Source organism: Sphaerisporangium sp. NPDC051011 (assembly GCF_040653595.1).
Lineage (GTDB): Bacteria > Actinomycetota > Actinomycetes > Streptosporangiales > Streptosporangiaceae > Sphaerisporangium.
The window spans coordinates 36,954-53,680 of record NZ_JBFAGG010000016.1; the positions used below are offsets into that span (position 1 = coordinate 36,954).

The 16,727-nt window shown below is 71.9% G+C and carries 15 protein-coding genes; 10 read left to right on the plus strand and 5 right to left on the minus strand.

Annotation, left to right across the window (positions count from 1 at the left end; translation table 11 throughout):
* Positions 1–260 precede the first annotated feature (260 nt).
* Genes AB0H21_RS31300 through AB0H21_RS31310 form a run of 3 tightly spaced genes read left to right on the plus strand, consistent with a single transcriptional unit; the run spans position 261 to position 3,696 of the window.
* The gene (locus tag AB0H21_RS31300; protein ID WP_358523804.1) at positions 261–812 is read left to right on the plus strand and encodes a LemA family protein; all 552 of its coding nucleotides are present in this window, start codon (positions 261–263) and stop codon (positions 810–812) included.
* 10 nt (positions 813–822) lie between these two features.
* Positions 823–2,691, plus strand: coding sequence for a hypothetical protein (locus tag AB0H21_RS31305; RefSeq protein WP_358523807.1), 1,869 nt, complete (start codon positions 823–825; stop codon positions 2,689–2,691).
* Positions 2,692–2,703: 12 nt separating this feature from the next.
* Positions 2,704–3,696 (plus strand): hypothetical protein, encoded by a 993-nt coding sequence (locus tag AB0H21_RS31310; protein WP_358523809.1) that lies wholly within the window; start codon positions 2,704–2,706, stop codon positions 3,694–3,696.
* 24 nt (positions 3,697–3,720) lie between these two features.
* On the opposite strand, the gene AB0H21_RS31315 is transcribed toward AB0H21_RS31310, so the two are convergent.
* On the minus strand, positions 3,721–5,139 hold the full coding sequence (locus tag AB0H21_RS31315) for an amidase (protein WP_358523811.1): 1,419 nt from the start codon (positions 5,137–5,139) through the stop codon (positions 3,721–3,723).
* A 205-nt stretch (positions 5,140–5,344) separates the two neighbouring features.
* Here AB0H21_RS31315 and AB0H21_RS31320 point away from each other — a divergent pair, with 205 nt between their 5' ends.
* The 3 genes from AB0H21_RS31320 to AB0H21_RS31330 all read left to right on the plus strand — a co-directional run bounded on the left by AB0H21_RS31320 (position 5,345) and on the right by AB0H21_RS31330 (position 8,776).
* Complete coding sequence (locus AB0H21_RS31320; RefSeq protein WP_358523814.1) at positions 5,345–6,112, plus strand: nuclease-related domain-containing protein; 768 nt, start codon at positions 5,345–5,347, stop codon at positions 6,110–6,112.
* Positions 6,113–6,312: 200 nt separating this feature from the next.
* Positions 6,313–8,151 (plus strand): dihydroxy-acid dehydratase, encoded by a 1,839-nt coding sequence (gene ilvD, locus AB0H21_RS31325; RefSeq protein WP_358523817.1) that lies wholly within the window; start codon positions 6,313–6,315, stop codon positions 8,149–8,151.
* A gap of 148 nt (positions 8,152–8,299) precedes the next feature.
* On the plus strand, positions 8,300–8,776 hold the full coding sequence (locus AB0H21_RS31330; RefSeq protein WP_358523820.1) for a WYL domain-containing protein: 477 nt from the start codon (positions 8,300–8,302) through the stop codon (positions 8,774–8,776).
* Positions 8,777–8,881: 105 nt separating this feature from the next.
* Here AB0H21_RS31330 and AB0H21_RS31335 read toward each other — a convergent pair whose 3' ends face one another.
* Both AB0H21_RS31335 and AB0H21_RS31340 read right to left on the minus strand, forming a co-directional pair.
* Complete coding sequence (locus tag AB0H21_RS31335; protein ID WP_358523822.1) at positions 8,882–9,088, minus strand: zinc ribbon domain-containing protein; 207 nt, start codon at positions 9,086–9,088, stop codon at positions 8,882–8,884.
* Between the two features lie 107 nt (positions 9,089–9,195).
* Positions 9,196–9,705: an HNH endonuclease gene (locus AB0H21_RS31340; protein ID WP_358523825.1), complete on the minus strand. Its 510-nt coding sequence runs from the start codon at positions 9,703–9,705 to the stop codon at positions 9,196–9,198.
* A 367-nt stretch (positions 9,706–10,072) separates the two neighbouring features.
* On the opposite strand from AB0H21_RS31340, the gene AB0H21_RS31345 reads away from it, so the two are divergent.
* Positions 10,073–12,145, plus strand: coding sequence for a prolyl oligopeptidase family serine peptidase (locus AB0H21_RS31345; protein ID WP_358523828.1), 2,073 nt, complete (start codon positions 10,073–10,075; stop codon positions 12,143–12,145).
* Between the two features lie 39 nt (positions 12,146–12,184).
* Here AB0H21_RS31345 and purU read toward each other — a convergent pair whose 3' ends face one another.
* Positions 12,185–13,033, minus strand: a complete 849-nt coding sequence (purU, locus tag AB0H21_RS31350) for a formyltetrahydrofolate deformylase (RefSeq protein WP_358523831.1) — start codon at positions 13,031–13,033, stop codon at positions 12,185–12,187.
* Between the two features lie 210 nt (positions 13,034–13,243).
* Here purU and AB0H21_RS31355 point away from each other — a divergent pair, with 210 nt between their 5' ends.
* The 3 genes from AB0H21_RS31355 to AB0H21_RS31365 all read left to right on the plus strand — a co-directional run bounded on the left by AB0H21_RS31355 (position 13,244) and on the right by AB0H21_RS31365 (position 14,532).
* Positions 13,244–13,405, plus strand: a complete 162-nt coding sequence (locus AB0H21_RS31355; RefSeq protein ID WP_358523834.1) for a hypothetical protein — start codon at positions 13,244–13,246, stop codon at positions 13,403–13,405.
* A 101-nt stretch (positions 13,406–13,506) separates the two neighbouring features.
* On the plus strand, positions 13,507–13,962 hold the full coding sequence (locus tag AB0H21_RS31360) for a hypothetical protein (protein WP_358523836.1): 456 nt from the start codon (positions 13,507–13,509) through the stop codon (positions 13,960–13,962).
* A 42-nt stretch (positions 13,963–14,004) separates the two neighbouring features.
* Positions 14,005–14,532: an NUDIX domain-containing protein gene (locus tag AB0H21_RS31365; RefSeq protein WP_358523839.1), complete on the plus strand. Its 528-nt coding sequence runs from the start codon at positions 14,005–14,007 to the stop codon at positions 14,530–14,532.
* Between the two features lie 22 nt (positions 14,533–14,554).
* On the opposite strand, the gene AB0H21_RS31370 is transcribed toward AB0H21_RS31365, so the two are convergent.
* Positions 14,555–16,588, minus strand: coding sequence for a tetratricopeptide repeat protein (locus AB0H21_RS31370; protein ID WP_358523841.1), 2,034 nt, complete (start codon positions 16,586–16,588; stop codon positions 14,555–14,557).
* Between the last annotated feature and the right edge of the window lie 139 nt (positions 16,589–16,727).

The window sequence follows — 16,727 nt, forward strand, 5'->3', positions numbered from 1 at the left end:
CTCCACGGAGCCCGTCCCGCCCACGTGCGGGACGGCGCTCGCAGGACGCGTCCCTCTCCGAGCCAGGCCCACCCGACGCTCAAGTCCGGTTGAGCGTCGGGCGGGCCGGTCGGCCTCGCGCCCCGCGCACTTCAGCGCCCTGTAAGCGGGCTGCAACCAAACGGGTGTGACATGGGAGCCTGAGCGCGACAGCGGCCGTTTACAGCGGACCACCGCGGGTCTACTGTGCGCGCTGTAATCGCACGTCCGGGAGGCCCCCCTTGATCGCTCTAGCCGTCGTCGCAGTCCTCGCCGTCCTTCTCGTCCTCCTCCTCGTCTCGACCTACAACGGCCTCGTCAGGAAGCGCGGCGCGGTGGACAACGCCTGGGCGCAGATCGACGTCCAGCTCAAGCGTCGTCACGATCTGATCCCCAACCTCGTCGAGACCGTCAAGGGATACGCCGCCCACGAGCGCGGGACGCTGGAGGCCGTGGTGGCCGCCCGGCACCAGGCGCTCATGGCCCAGGGCCCGCGTGACCAGGCCTCCGCCGAGAACATGCTCACCGGAGCGCTGAAGAACCTGTTCGCGGTCTCCGAGGCCTACCCCGACCTGAAGGCCAACGCGAACTTCGCGGCCCTCCAGGAGGAGCTCGCGACCAGCGAGAACCGCATCGCCTACGCCCGGCAGTACTACAACGACGCCGTCCTCGCCTACAACAACGGCATCCAGACGGTCCCGGCGAACGTGGTGGCGGGCATGACGGGCTTCCAGGCCCGCGAGTACTTCCAGGCCCCGGGCGAGGAGCGCGGCCCGGTCCAGGTCCGCTTCTAACCCCGCGGCCATGGTCTACTTCCTCGCGGCGGCGGTGGCCGCCGGGCTCTGGCTGCTGCTGCTGGCGATGTTCGCCCTCGCCACCCGTTCCCCGGACGTCACGCCGGGGCCGCCCACGAGCGAGCTCCGCGAGGAGTCCCCCGCCCTGGTCGACCTGATCACCGGCAACTGGCGGCTCTGCGACGAGGCCGTCGCGGCGACGCTGCTCGACCTCGCGGCCCGGGGCGCGGTCGAGATCGAGGAGGTCGGCCCGGAGCTGTCCCTCGTCCGGCTGCGCGAGCCGAAGACCCCGCTGCGGCCGTACGAGAAGCTGGTGCACGACCACGTGCGGTCGCTGGCCACCGACGGCGTGGTGGCGACCGGGGCGCTGGCCGAGGGCGCGCGCAACCTCGGCCGGTGGTGGAAGAGCTTCCGCAAGAAGGTCATCGCGGAGGCGCGCGAGCGGGGGCTGTCGCGCCTGCGCTGGAACCGGTCCCAGGTGGTGGTGCTCACCGCCGCCGCGGCGGTGCCCGCGATCCTGTTCGGCGCCGCCGTGGCCGCGACCGCAGAGAAGGACGGCTTCGGCGCCGGCCTCGGCGCGGCGATCGTGTCGATGGGCCTGCTGAGCATGCTGATGGACCGGCTGAACGGCGAGCGCGGGACGGCCGAGGGCGCCCGGGTGGCCGGGTATTGGATGGGCGTGCGCGAGCACCTGGCCGCGGGCCGCGGGTTCGCCGAGCAGCCCGCCGCGGCCGTCACCATCTGGGGGCGGCACCTGGCGTACGCCGCCGCCCTGGGGCTCGCGGGGCGCGCGGTGAACAGCCTGCCTGTCGGCCGTCCCGCCGACGACCGGCGGGCCTGGTCCGACTACGGCGGCATGTGGCACGTCGTCAACGTGACCTATCCCCGGCGGACCCTCCGGGGACGCCCGCCGGGACAGGCCGTGCTGCGCGGCCTGGCCGCCGCGTTCTTCACCGGGTTCTGGCTGTGGTTCATCGGCATCGCCGCCCAGGCCCTGATCGGCTGGCCGGGGTCGCTGCCCGTGCCGGTGGCCCTCCTTGGCGCGGCCCTCGTGGGCGGCACGCCGATCGTCCTGGCGCTCGCCGACATCGCGGGCAAGGCCGAGGTGGAGGGGCAGATCGTCCGGCTGCGCGCCTTCAAGACCGGTGACGACGACAGCCCGCGCTACACCTACTGGATCGCGCTGGACGACGGCCGCGCGCGGGACGTACGGGCGTACGGCCTCACGGCCGACGTGTATCAGCCGCTCACCGAGGGCGACCTCGTGAAGGCCCGCGTCTACCGCAGGCTCGGCTGGGTCGAGTCGGTCGAGGTCGTCGGCAGGTCGCGGCACCGTGAGCCCGCCTCATACGACGACACCGGCGAGCACCTGCTGGAGGCCCCTGAGAACGTCGGCGAGATCCCCGTGTTCGGCCGCTCCCGCGCCGAGCCGGCCCAGGAGGCGGGCGACGACGCGCCGGGAGGCCCGTCCTCACTGCTCACCCCCGCCGACCTACGGCTGGCGCTCGGCGTGGACTTCGGGTCCGGCGGCGCGTTCCCCGACGGCGAGCTGCCCCTGCCGTCCTGGCTGCGGGCGCGCTCGCGGCGCTACGAGGCGACCGGGCCCACGCCCGTCACCGTCGACGTCCACACCGCCGAGGGCACGAGCGGCGGCTACCTGATGGTGCTCGGCGGCCTGCTCAGCCGGGCCAACGGAACGCCGGTCCCCGGGCTGGGGCGAGCCGCCATGCTGTACCCCGGCGTGGTCTCGGCGCGGACCGCGCGGGGCGCCTTCGCGATCCACGTGCACTCCCCCGCGGGGCCGCCGCATCCCGACGCGCTCGTGGGCCTGGCCCGGATCGCGGTAGAACGCTCCGAGGGGAGGTCACCCGTCGCGTGAGAGGGTGTCTTGGTGAAATCGCCCCTCGATCTTCTCACCGAGCTGGCCCGCAGGTACGCGTTCGCCGACCTCGGCGCCCTGGCCCCGCAGGTGGTGCCCGAGGCCGTGCTGATCCCCGCGCTGTGTGAGTTCGGACAGCGCCTGCTGACGCTGGACGCCGAGGATTTCGCCGCCGAGGTCGACCACAAGGCCGTGCGCGGGGACCTGCGGCGGCGGGCCCGCGACTGCCACATGCCGCAGACGCCCCGCGAACAGCCGCGCGGGGCCCTCGCCTCGCTCAGGCCCGCCTACGGGCTGCTGCTGGAGGTCATCAGGATCCGCTGGGAGCGGCGTGAGCTGAGCTCGATGATGGCCGCGCTGCACATCGCCGGGGAGTACCTGCCGCTGCTGGCGTTCGAGCCGGTGCTCGGCCACTCCGGCGACCCGGCGCGCTGGCCGGAGGGGCTGCGCGCCGAGGGCAGCCGGTTCGGCGTGATCGGCGACCGCGACTGCGACCACACCAAGTCCGAGAAGTCGGCCGCCGAGCGCACGCTGCGGGTCGCCCACGAGCCGCCAGAGGGCTGGCGGGCGTACTTCGACCGCCAGCACAGCCAGCTCGCGGGGGCGTTCGCGACCTGTGTGGCCCGGTGCCGCAATCCGTGCACGGCGATGGACTGGGTGCCCGAGGGCGAGCGCGAGAGCCTCGCCCTGCGGTGCAAGGTGGCGATGACGTTCGCCGACACCCCGCTGGTGCGCCTGCGCCACGCCGCGCCCGTCGGCCACGGCTTCGGGGTGCCCTCGCCGGAGGAGGTGCTGGACGCCTGGGCGCGCAGCCGCGCCCACCTGGACAAGAACGGCGTGGGCCACCGCGCGACCCGGGACGACGGCTTCCCGCTGCCGGGACTGCCGAGCCTGTTCGGCGCGGTGGCCGGTACGCCGATCCGGCCCGCGACGCTGCTCGCGGACGTCGCGGGCGAGTTGGTCAGGCTGCTGAGGACGCCCGTGACGCACAGCCGCCACGCGTGAGCCGGGCGACGGGAGCGGGCCGCCTCACCAGACGGTGGGGCGCCGCTCCCCCCAGAACCCGCCGACAGCCGCCTCGACCTGCGCCGACAGCGAGATCAGCGTGGCCTCGTCCCCGAAGCGTCCCGCCAGCATGACACCGATGGGCAACCCGGCGTCCGTCCAGTGCAGGGGCAGGTTGACGGCGGGCTGGCCGCTCACGTTGTACGTCGCCGCGAACGGCGCGAAGCGCTCCATGCGGTCGAACGTCTCCTGCGGGTCCTCGACGTCCTCGAACCAGCCCACCGGCACGGGAGGCCGGGTGAGGGTGGGGGTGAGCACCGCGTCGAACTCGTTCATGACGAGGAACGCGAACCGGGTGGCGGTCTGCAGGGCCGCCTGCGCCTGCAGGAAGGCCGGGGCGCTGGTGGCGAACCCGCGCTCGCGCAGCCACCGCGTCAGGGGCCGCAGCTTCGGTTCGAGCGAGGGATCCACCGGGTGCATGCAGGCGAAGCAGAACCACAGCTTCTCGAACTCGCCCACGATGGAGGCGTCGAACGGCGCGGGCATGTCGACGATCTCGTGGCCGAGCGAGGCCAGCAGCCGTGAGGCGCTCTCGTAGGCGGCGAGGACGTCGGGGTGGACCTCGGTGCCGGGCACGACGGCCGTGGCGTACCGGCCGATCCTGAGCCGGCCCGGCTCGCGCGTGACCGCCTCGGTGAAGCCGACCGGGGACGGCGGGGCGTGGTACAGGTCGCCGGGCTGGTTGTGCGCCATGGCCTCCAGCAGCGCGGCGGCGTCGGCGACCGTGCGGGTGATCGGGCCGTTGGTGGACAGGCCGGCCAGGTCCGGGACGATCGGCGCGAACGAGATGCGCCCCCGCGTGGGCTTCAGGCCGAACAGGCCGCACACCGAGGCGGGGATGCGGATCGACCCGGCACCGTCGCTGCCGTGCGCGGCGGGGGCGAGCCCGGCCGCGACAGCCGCCGCGGCGCCGCCGCTCGAACCGCCGGCCGACCTGGTCAGGTCCCACGGCGTGCGGGACGGGGGCGAGACGTCGGTCTCGGTGTAGCAGGGAAGGCCGAACTCCGGCGTGGCGGTCTTGCCCAGCATGATCGTGCCGGCGTCGCGCAGGCGGTCGACCACGCTGTCGCTCACTGGCGCGACGAACCCCTCGTAGGTCGCGGAACCGAACAGGGTGGGAACGTCCTTGACGAGGTTGAGGTCCTTGATCGGGACGGGGACGCCGAGCAGCGGCGGGAGGTCCCCGCCGCGCATCACCAGTTCCTCGGCCTCCCGCGCCTGCTCCAGCGCGCGCTCGGGGACCGGCGTGACGAAGGCGCCGACCTCGGGGTCGAGTCGCTCGACACGCTCCAGATAGTGCTTGGTGATCTCTACCGGCGACAGCTCTCTGGAGCGTACGGCCGCGGCCAGCTCCAGGGCTGTGAGATCATGTATGTGCGCCACGCTTTCGCACAGTAGGGCCTATGACCACGAGTTATCTAGAGAGAAAAGGGTTAGATACCCGGCTTTTCGCCCTACGATGCGGGAACGTGCGGCCACAAAAATGTGAACTAGACAACACTAGGCACACCCTTGAGCGTCAACTACCGTGAGTTACGTGGATTCCGGTCTAGAACCTGACGACGGTCACAATACATCACCTATTTGGGTGAGTGACCGCCCCTCGGAGCCGAAATCACGGCCCCAGGCTCCCGAGGCGACTTACGCGCCCGTCGAGCGCGTCTCTCTCATGGCGCTGCTTCAGCAGCCCAAATACCGGCATCTGCGGGTGCGCGCCCTCATCGCCGTCGGCGCGGCGTTCCTCGTGGGCATCCCCATGTGGAGCTGGCGCCTCGGCCTGGTCGCCGCGATCATCGCCGCGATCGCCGACACCGTGTACCGCGCGCGCACGACCTCGACGATCGGGCCCTGGCGGCGCGCCTCGGCGGCCGAGCGCCGCACCGAGGCGCAGCTGAAGAAGCTCGAGCGCAACGGCTACCTCACGCTGCACGCCCGCGGCTTCCCCGACAGCGACGCCCAGGTCGACCATCTGGTCGTCGGGCCCACCGGGGTTTACGCGGTCGACTCCGAGAATTGGGACAAACGGCTTCCGGTCCGGGTCCAGTCCCACCGCAAGCTGTTCCACGGCCCGTTCAACCAGAAACCGCGCCTCGACGAGGCCCGCTGGGAGGCGTCCCAGGCGAGCGAGCTGATCGGCAAGGCGCTGGGGCGCGAGATCACCGTGGTTCCGTCCCTGGCGATCTACGGCCCGGCCATCCCGTGGAAGATCCTCAACATCCGCGAGGTGGACGTCTTCGACGGCTCGCGCGTGCGCAAGTGGATCACCAACCGGGAACGTTCCCTCACCGAGGACGAGGTCGAGGCCATCTACGCCGCGGCCGAGCAGGTCCTTCCGGCGCGCTATCCCGAGAGCTGACCGTCCCAAATGCCTTCGGGGTTCCCGTCACCTGTACCACCACTGCCCCCGGGAGCCCCGAAGGATTTCCGCCGCCACGGTGTCCAGCCCGTGGACCGCGGGTCTCGTCAGGCGGGCGTTGGCCGTACCATTTGAAGACTCAGCGTGAAGCCTTCCGCGTGAAGGCTCAGCGGTAGTAGTCGTCGGATGGGAGAACGGTCATGCCGGCCCTCAGGTCTCGTACGGTCACTCATGGCAGGAACATGGCGGGGGCCCGCGCCCTCCTCCGGGCCACGGGCGTAGCCGGCGGCGACCTCGGCAAGCCGATCGTCGCGGTGGCCAACAGCTTCACCCAGTTCGTCCCCGGCCACGTCCACCTGCGCGAGGTGGCCGACGTGGTCGCGCAGGGCGTGCGCGAGGCCGGAGCCGTCCCCCGCGAGTTCAACACCATCGCCGTCGACGACGGCATCGCCATGGGCCACGGGGGCATGCTCTACTCCCTGCCCTCCCGCGAGCTGATCGCCGACGCGGTCGAGTACATGGTCAACGCCCACTGCGCCGACGCGCTGGTCTGCGTCTCCAACTGCGACAAGATCACCCCGGGCATGCTGCTGGCCGCGTTCCGGCTCAACATCCCGACGGTCTTCGTCTCCGGCGGCCCCATGGAGGCCGGCAAGACCCCGGGCCGCAAGCTCGACCTGATCGACCCCATGATCGCCGCCGCGGACGACAGCGTCTCGGACGCCGACCTGCTGGAGATGGAGGAGAACGCCTGCCCGACCTGCGGGTCCTGCAGCGGCATGTTCACCGCCAACTCGATGAACTGCCTCGCCGAGGCGATCGGCCTGGCCCTGCCGGGCAACGGCACCACGCTCGCCACCCATACGGCCCGCAGGGCCCTGTTCGAGAAGGCCGGGCGCCAGGTCGTCGAGATCACCCGCCGTTACTACGAGCAGGACGACGCGTCGGTGCTGCCGCGCAGCATCGCCACCCGCGACGCCTTCGAGAACGCCATGGCGCTGGACGTCGCGATGGGCGGCTCGACGAACACGATCCTCCACCTGCTGGCCGCGGCCCGCGAGGCGGGCGTCGACTTCGGCCTGAAGGAGATCAACGAGCTCTCCCTGCGGGTGCCGTGCCTGTGCAAGGTCGCGCCCGCCACGGCGAAGTACCACGTCGAGGACGTCCACCGGGCGGGCGGCGTCCCGGGCATCCTGGGCGAGCTGGACCGCGCGGGGCTGCTGCACCGCGACGCGCACAGCATCCACGCGTCCTCCCTGACCGAGTACCTCTCCGCCTGGGACCCGCAGTCGCCCACCGTGACCGACGAGGCGCTGGAGCTGTGGCACGCCGCGCCGGGCAACGTCCGGACGGTCAAGGCCTACTCGCAGAGCGCCCGGTGGGACTCGCTGGACCTGGACCGCGCCGAGGGCTGCATCCGCGACCTCGGCCACGCCTATACCCGTGACGGCGGCCTGGCGGTCCTGTACGGCAACCTCGCGCCCGACGGCGCCATCGTCAAGACGGCGGGCGTCGACGAGTCGATCTGGAAGTTCAGCGGCCCGGCGGTGGTGTTCGAGTCGCAGGAGGACGCGGTCGACGGCATCCTCGGCAACCGGGTGTCCGCCGGCGATGTCGTGGTGATCCGCTACGAGGGGCCGAAGGGCGGTCCCGGCATGCAGGAGATGCTCTACCCGACGAGCTTCCTGAAGGGCAAGGGGCTCGGCAAGGCGTGCGCGCTCGTCACCGACGGGCGGTTCTCCGGCGGGACGTCCGGCCTATCCATCGGCCACGCCTCGCCCGAGGCGGCCGAGGGCGGCGTCATCGCCCTGGTCGAGGACGGCGACCTGATCGAGATCGACATCCCCGGGCGGAGCATCGAGCTGAAGGTCTCCGAGGCCGAGCTGGCGGCGCGCCGCGAGCGCGTGCCGGCCGAACTCGGCGGCTACCGCCCGCGCGAGCGCACCCGCCCGGTCAGCGCGGCCCTGCAGGCCTACGCCGCGCTCACGACCTCGGCCTCCACGGGCGCCTCGCGCGACCTGTCCCAGCTCTCCCGCTGATCTGCGGACGCCGGGTGCGGCCCTCGCGGCCGCACCCTCCCGGGGGTTAGGTGATCGTCACCCGCAGGTCACGAAGAGTCGCCTCCGAGATGGCGTTTCCGGGATCGGGTGTTCGAAAAATGTCGGTGCCCGGCGGTAGTCTTGCGGTATGGCAAACGTCACCACGCCCCTTCTGACGACCGCCGAAATCGCCGCCCTCGCCTTGTCTTTGGCCCATCTGGGTGAAGGTCCCCAAGCGGTGACCGCCCGCCGGGGCCTGCGCTCGGTTTTCGAACAGCTCGACCTCGACGACGAGGTGATCGCCGAGACGCTGGACACGTTGACCACTCCCCTGCCTCCCGACCTGGCGAGGCGCGCCCGCACGATCGCCGGCGCGGTGACCGGCCGCCAGGTCGTACGGCTGCACTATCGCGACGCCGGCGGCCGCGTCACCTCGCGTGACGTCGAGCCGGTCACCTGCCTGGTCCACCGCGACCACTGGTATCTCGTGGGCTGGTGCCGCTCGGCGGCGGGCATCCGGGCGTTCCGGTTCGACCGCATCGTCGCGGTGGAGCCGACGCTGGTGCCCGCGCGTCCCCACCGCGCCGAGCGCTACCTGCCATTCCAGCGGAGAAAGGCCGCCTGACCGGTCACCCTCGGCCCGGCCGCGCACCTCGGCGGCCGGGTCCTTCGCTGCCCGGACGGGGGCGTTCCGTGGACCGCGGTGGGCGGACTTCAGAGGCGACGGGCGTCAGCCGCAGCAGCCTCCGCCGCAGCACCCGCCACCTCCGGCGGAGCGGGGGGCCTGGGCGCCGCCCGTGACGGCGACCGTCGACAGCAGCTTCACCGTGTCGTCGTGCCCCTCGGGGCAGACGGCGGTGTCGCTCGCGGCGGACATGGGGCGCGAGAGCTCGAAGGTCGATCCGCAGGCGCGGCAGCGGTAGTCGTAACGCGGCATGCCCTCAGAGTACGACGAACAGGCCGGCGGCACCCGCTGAACACACACTGCGCGATCGGCCCCCGGGGCCGGCGCCTGGATGGCGGTCCGGCCCCGCGGGACACGCGTCAGGCCGCCGTCTCCTCGAGGTACGGCGCCCATTGCGGGTCGCCGTCGAGCTGGGCCCCGATGAGCCGCCAGTGGACGCCTCTCGGCACGACCGGCGCGACGCGCAGCGTCCAGCCGATCTCTTCCAGCAGGCGGTCGGCCTTGCGGTGGTTGCACTGCATGCACGAGGCGACGCAGTTCTCCCACGTGTGGAGACCGCCCCGCGAGCGGGGCTGCACGTGGTCGATGGTCTCCGCGCGCAGGCCGCAGTAGGCGCACCGGTAGTCGTCCCTGCGCATGAGCGCGGCCCGGGTGAGCGGGATGCGCGAGCGGTAGGGAATGCGGACATATCTCCTCAACCGGATGACCGAGGGGACGTCGACCGTCTTCGACGCGGAGCGCAGCACGGCGCCCCGGCCGTCACGATGGACGACGTCCGCCTTCTCCCTGATCACCAGGATGACGGCCCGGTGCAGGTTGAGGGTGGTCAGCGGCTCGAAGGTGGCATTCAGCAGCAGGACCTGGCGCATCAGCCGGCCCTTCGTGCCATGTAGGTCGTCGAAAGGGATGCGCCGCGGCGCACCCCGTCTTGCGGCCCGTCGTCTTGGGCCCCGGATGATTCCGTCACGTGGACCTCCGCCGGACGGCCCAGCGGATGGGTTCCACGGCGCCGCCCTTCAGCAAGTGTGGCCTTTCGGTCGACTCTCCCGCCACCCCAATTAACGGTCGTGTCTCCAAGACCCCGCCTTCCGTTTTATGTCCGGTTAGCCCTGGTAAGCAAACCTATTGGGTAAAGATCACTCTGGATCGGCGACGATCCACCGGATCGGCCACCGGTGCGGAGATTGGGAAAACCATGTCTCACCACCGGTAAGGGGGGTGCCATAAGCTCGCTACATGACGCGAGTGCCGTACCCGAACGCACACCGGGACTCCGTGGTCGACGACTACCACGGCACACCGGTGCCCGACCCGTACCGCTGGCTGGAGGACGCCGGGAGCCCCGCCGCCAAAGAGTGGCTCGACGCGCAGGGTGATCTGTTCGCCAAGGCGGCGGCCACGTCTCCCCGGCGTGACACCTTCCGCGACCGCATCACCGAGCTCGTGCGCTCGGGCACGGTCGGCGCCCCCGCGTGGCGCGGCGACCGGCGCTTCTTCATGCGCCGCACGCCCGGCCAGGAGCACGCCGTGCTCTACACCGTCGGCCCCGACGAGGTCGAGCACATCCTGCTCGACCCGATGGCGATGGACCCCTCCGGCCTGACCACGATCGACTCCTGGCAGCCGGACAAGGAGGGGCGGCGGCTCGCGTACCAGATCTCGGTGGGCGGCGACGAGGAGTCCCGTCTGCACGTCATCGACGTCGCGACCGGCGAGCGGCTGGACGGGCCGATCGACCGCTGCCGCTACTCCCCGATCGCCTGGATCCCCGGCGGCGAGGCGTTCTACTACGTCCGGCGGCTGCCCCCGGAGGATCTCCCCGAGGCGGAGCGCCAGTTCCACCGCCGCGTCTACCTCCACCGCCTCGGCACGCCCACCGAGCAGGACGTCCTGATCTTCGGCGACGGCCTGGAGAAGACCAACTACTACGGCGTCTCGGTGTCGAGGGACGGCCGCTGGCTGACCGTCTCCGCCTCACGTGGCACGGCTCCGCGCAACGACCTGTGGGTGGCCGACCTCTCGGCGTCCTCCCTGGAGACGCCCGCGTTCGTGACGGTCCAGGAGAACGTGGACGCGCAGACCAGCCTCCTGTTCGGCCGCGACGGCCGGCTGTACGTCTTCAGCGACCGCGACGCGCCCCGCGGCCGCCTGTGCGTGACCTCGCCCGACCGGCCGCAGCACGAGAACTGGCGCGACCTCGTCCCCGAGGACCCCGAGGCGGTGCTGAGCGACTTCGCGATCCTCGACGACCTGGAGCGCCCGGTCATGCTGGTCGGCTGGACGCGCCACGCGATCAGCGAGATCTCCGTGCACGATCTGGCCACCGGCGAGAAGATCGGCGACGTGCCGACCCCCGGGCTGGGCTCGATCGGCGGCATCACCGAGCGCCCCGAAGGCGGGTACGAGGCGTGGTTCGGCTACACCGACCACACCAGCCCGCCGAGCATCCAGCGCTACGACGCCCGCACCGGCGAGACCACGCTGTGGGCGGCCTCTCCGGGCGCCGTGGAGGTTCCCGAGGTCACCACCGAGCAGGTCGTCTACCGCTCCGCCGACGGCGCCGAGGTCCACATGATCGTGGTGTCCCGGCCCGGCTCCGGCCCCCGCCCGACCATCCTGTACGGCTACGGCGGGTTCGGCCTGCCGATGACGCCGGGCTTCTCCGCCACGACCCTGGCCTGGGTCGAGGCCGGGGGCGTCTACGCGGTGGCACAGCTGCGCGGCGGCGGCGAGCAGGGCGAGGAATGGCACCGCGCCGGCATGCTCGCCCACAAGCAGAACGTCTTCGACGACCTGCACGCCGCGGCCGAGCACCTGATCGCCACGGGCGTGACCACCCCGGGGCAGCTCGCGATCTCCGGCGGCTCCAACGGCGGCCTGCTGGTCGGCGCGGCCCTCACCCAGCGTCCCGAGCTGTACGCGGCGGTGGCCTGCTCGGCGCCGCTGCTCGACATGGTCAGGTACGAGAAGTTCGGCCTCGGCGCCACCTGGAACGTCGAGTACGGCTCGGCGGACGTCCCCGAGGAGTTCTCCTGGCTGTGGGGCTACTCGCCCTACCACCACGTCCGCGAGGGCGTGCGGTATCCGGCGACGCTGTTCATGGTCTTCGGCTCCGACACCCGGGTGCACCCACTGCACGCCTGGAAGATGTGCGCCGCACTCCAGCACGCCCAGGCGCCGGACGGGCCGCCCATCCTGCTGCGCAACGAGGCCGAGGTCGGGCACGGGGCGCGGGCGGTGAGCCGCTCGGTGGAGCTGCTGGCGGACCAGCTCGCGTTCCTGGCCCAGCACACCGGCCTCACCGCCTGAGCGGCGCTCTCAGGCGCCCCTAGGCGCCCTCAAGCGCCCTCAGCGGGGGAAGACGATCGTCTTGTGGCCGTCCAGCAGCACGCGCTGTTCCGCGTGCCAGCGGACGGCCCGGGCGAGCGCGAGCCGCTCGACGTCCCGGCCCATCGCGGCGAGGTCGTCGGGCGAGTGGGTGTGGTCCACCCGCGCGACCTCCTGCTCGATGATCGGCCCCTCGTCGAGGTCCGCGGTCACGTAGTGCGCGGTCGCGCCGATCAGCTTCACCCCGCGCGAGTACGCCTGGTGGTAGGGCTTGGCGCCCTTGAACGACGGCAGGAACGAGTGGTGGATGTTGATCACCCTGCCGCTGAGCTTGGCGCACAGGTCAGCCGAGAGCACCTGCATGTAGCGGGCCAGCACGACCAGGTCGGCGCGGTAGTGGTCGACCAGCGTGAGGACCTCGGCCTCCTGGCGCGGCTTGGTCTCCGGTGCCACCGGCAGGTGGTGGTAGTCGATGCCGTACGACTGGGTGAGCGGCCGCATGTCGGGGTGGTTGGAGACGACGGCGACGATCTCGATGTCCAGCAGGCCCGACCGCGTGCGGTACAGCAGGTCGTTCAGGCAGTGGCCGAGCTTGCTGACCATCACCAGCACGCGGGGCTTGACCCCGAGGTCGTGCAGGCGGAACTCCATGGCGATCTCGGGGACGAGCGCGGCGAAGGCCGTGCGCAGCTCGTCCTCGGGCAGCGAGGAGGTGAACTGCACGCGCATGAAGAAGCGCCCGGCCACCGGGTCGCCGAACTGCTGGCTCTCGGTGATGTTGCACTGGCGCGCGGCCAGCAGCCCGGAGACCGCCGCCACCACGCCCGGCTTGTCCGGACAGGACAAGGTCAGTACATATTCGGAGCCCACCGGCGTCTCACCCTTTCCTCTGCGCCTGAGGCAGATTACCGCCCGGCGGGGACCCGGGTGCCGTCCACTGCGGAACGCGGGGGCCACGCCGGGCGGACGACCCCGGCAGAGGTCGGCAAAAGGCGCATTGCACTCGCTCAACGGTACTGAGGCACAAATCCACAGCATCTGTTGCCCCCTGTTGACCTGGGGCTTCGTAGCCTCTAATGCGTGAAATGGGTCGACAGCAGAGGATTCGAGGTCGAGGCCCTGGTCCTCGGCAACCAGCCCTGGCTGCGCGTGCGCAGAGGCCAGGACTACGTCGCCTACTACACGGACGTGGCCGAGCTGTCCCAGCACCTCGACCTGGCCGATCTGGTCGTGACCGAGTGAGCCTCGCGAGGAAGCCCTTGAACGACGGGCCGGAGTGGTCGTCGCGGCGCGCCCGGACGAGAGTTACAGTGGCGCCCGAGGGAGCGGAGAGGAGCCGGCGGGTGCTGAAGTGGGACACCTTGTCACCGGGTGAGAAGAGGGCGGCCGTCGCGCTGGCGGCGATGCTTCCCGGCTACGTCAACGCCGTCTTCGTCGCCGAACATCTCGCCGAGACGATCGCGTGGCGGCGCGGCGAGCTGACCGACGAGCAACTGCTCGCCCGCACCGGCTGGACGTTCAACGCGACGCCGGAGCAGTACGCCGACATGGCGCTCAGATCCGCCCAGGCCGCCGGAATAGACCCGGTGCGGTGGCTCGACGCGATGAAGGACGCCTACGAGGAACAGCGCGCCATCGCCGCCGAGCTGGAAGCCCACTCCCAGCGTGCCAAGGAGACGACCCCGGACGAGTTCTGGGAGATCGTCAACGCCAATACCTGGCCGGACATCGTCGCGGAGCCCGGCGGGCCCTCCGAGCCGCCCGAGACGCCGGGCAGTCCCGAACGGCCGGGCGCGTAGACCGGCCGCCGATGATCTTCTCGATCTGCTTGAATCTTCACCATGTCCGCTGAGTCCGCTGAGTCCAGTGAGTCCGCTGAGTTCAGTGAGCCAGACGAGCCCAGTGACCGGCCGGCCGCGCGGGTGGTGTGCGTGGACGGGGACGGGCGCGTGTTGCTGCTGCGCTGGCGGGACACCGTCGCCGGCAGGGTGTTCTGGGAGCCGCCCGGGGGTGGCATCGATCCGGGAGAGACGCCGCTGGAGGCGGCGCGCCGGGAGCTCGCCGAGGAGACCGGCCTGCCCGGCGACGCGGTGATCGACGTGTCGGTGCCGGTCGAGCGCGACTACCACTGGCTCGGCGTCCACTACGTCAAGGTGGAGCCGTTCTACCTCGCCCGCTTCGGCGGGTCCCCGCAGGTGGCGCCCGCCACGCTGACCAGCGAGGAGCAGGACACCTTGCTCGGGCACGGCTGGTTCACCCCGGCCGAGATCGCCGCCCTCCCCGATCCGGTCGAGCCCCCGGCCCTCACCGAGGTCGTCGCCCTGCTGGACGACCTCGGCCGCCGCGCGAGCCCTCACGAAGGGCGCTGAGGACGCCACCCGGCGGGGGACGTCAGCCGCCGCTGGGCGCGGCCTCGCGAAGGGCGGTGAGGACGTCCTGGTCGTCCGGGTCGAGCTCGTGCGCCCGGCGCAGGTCGGCCAGGGCCGCGTCCCGCCGGCCGAGGTCCGCGAGCGCGACGGCCCGGTTGAAGTAGAGCGCCGCGTCCTCCCCCGGCTCCAGGGCGCGCGTCAGGTCCGCCGCCGCGCCCTCCGGGTCCCCCGTCTCGTACCGCAGGCCCGCCCGCCCGGCCCAGGCCGCGACGAGGCCGGGCGCCCCCGCGAGGGCGCCGTCGAACGCCTCCCGCGCCCGCGCGTACCTCCCGGCCGCGGTTTCGAGCTGACCGAGGACGCACAGCAGGTGCGGGTTGCGCGGCGCGAGCGCGAGCCCCGCGTCCACGTCGGCCCGGGCGGGCCCGTCGAGGCCGAGCTGGGCCAGCAGCCCCGCGCGGTTGATGTAGGCGTCGAGGTACCCGGGGTCGAGTTCGATCACGCGGTCGAGGTCGGCCCTGGCCGCGGCGAGGTCGCCCTCGGCGAGCAGGAGCTGGGCGCGGTTGTAGTGCGCCTCGGGCAGGGGCGGGCTCAGCCGGACGGCGTCGTCGTAGTCGGCGAGCGCGGCCTCGACGCGGCCCATCTGGAAGAGCAGGTTGCCGCGGTCCAGGTGGTAGTCGGGGTAGTCGGGGTCCATCTCCACTGCGGCGTCGAGGTCGGCCAGGGCCTCCTCGGGGTGCCCCATCACGCCGAGGAGCTGCGCCCGGTTGGCGTGCAGGATCATTCGGTGGACACGATGGCGCCCGTGAGGTAGATCGGTCTCGGCGAGCTTGATGGCGGACTCGACCAGCGTGAGCGCCGCGTCCACGCGGCCCGCGCGCATTTCGATGAGGGCCTTGCCGTTGAGGTCGAAGCCCAGCTTGAAGGCGCGGACGGCGCGGTCGGGCAGCAGGGTGGAGATCGCGATGGCCTCGTTGATCCAGCCCTGGGCGCGGCCGAGGTCGCGGCGGGCGGGGTCGGGGTGGCGGGCATCCAGCATGGCGGCGCCGTAGGCCGCCGCCGAGTGCACCTCGGGGTCCAGGCTGGCGCGGCGGGCCCGCTCGTACAGGGCGCGCGCCTCGTCCCTGCGGCCGGTGCCGGCGAGCGCGGTCGCCGTGCCCTGGAGCAGGTTCCACCACCGGCCCGCCGCGGGCTCGGCCAGGGCCATGCCTCGCAGCCCGAAGTCGGCGGCGGCGTCCAGGAAGCCCTCGCCCAGGCAGTGGTCCAGGGCGGCCCACAGCGCCTCCACGCCCGCGCCTGACGGATCGCTCCCGTTCTCGCGGTGGTAGGGGATGGCGCCGAGGGCGTGGCGGCGCTCGCCGGTGGCGGCGAGCGCGGCGGCGCGCCGATCGTGCAGGCGGGCGCGCTCGGCGGGGGGCAGGGCGTGGTAGGCGGCGGGCGCCCGGGGGTCGTCCAGCGTGCCGTCGGCGGCGACATAACGGGCGGCAAGATCCTGGGGATCTTCCATAGCCGATAAATCCGCTTTTATCGCGTGCCCGGTAAACCAATCCTGTGGCGCTTTACTCGAACACACCACAATTGTCAACTGAGTAGGGTCGAATCGGCGCATCAGGGTGCACAGAAGTTCGCGGTCGGTCTCGTCCACCTCGTCGGCGTTCTCGGCCACGATGGCCGGCACCTTCACCCCGCAGTCGCGGACGAATTCCGCGATTCCATTCGCGATCCGCAGCGTGCGGCGCGGGGCCGGCACGAGGATGCGCTCCTCGTCGGGCAGGCGGGTGTAGAGAGGGGAACGGCGGGCGGGCACCCGGTCCCGCAGATCGGGTGCCGCCGCTCGGATCTCGATGTCGTGGTCCACCACGACACCAGGGGCGCGCTCAAGCGCGGCCGGCACCAAGGCATGGAGCAGCGCTCCCCCGAAGGTGTACGGCCCTCGGAGGCGCCGGTGGGCGTCGACCACCGGGATCGGCCACCATGGAAGGCCGAGCCGGTCGAGCACGATCAGGCGGTCGCGCGAGCGCCTCCCGTGGATCCAGAGGTGGCCAGGTCGGCCGGTCACCCCTTGTGGATCGCACTCGCGCTGCCGGTGAGATGGACCATGCCAGGTTTGCGGACGACGATCTTCTTCATCGGATGCCCTCTCCTCGGGTCTTCACTACAAAGACCTAATTATCGGACAAATCGATAAATCCGCAAGT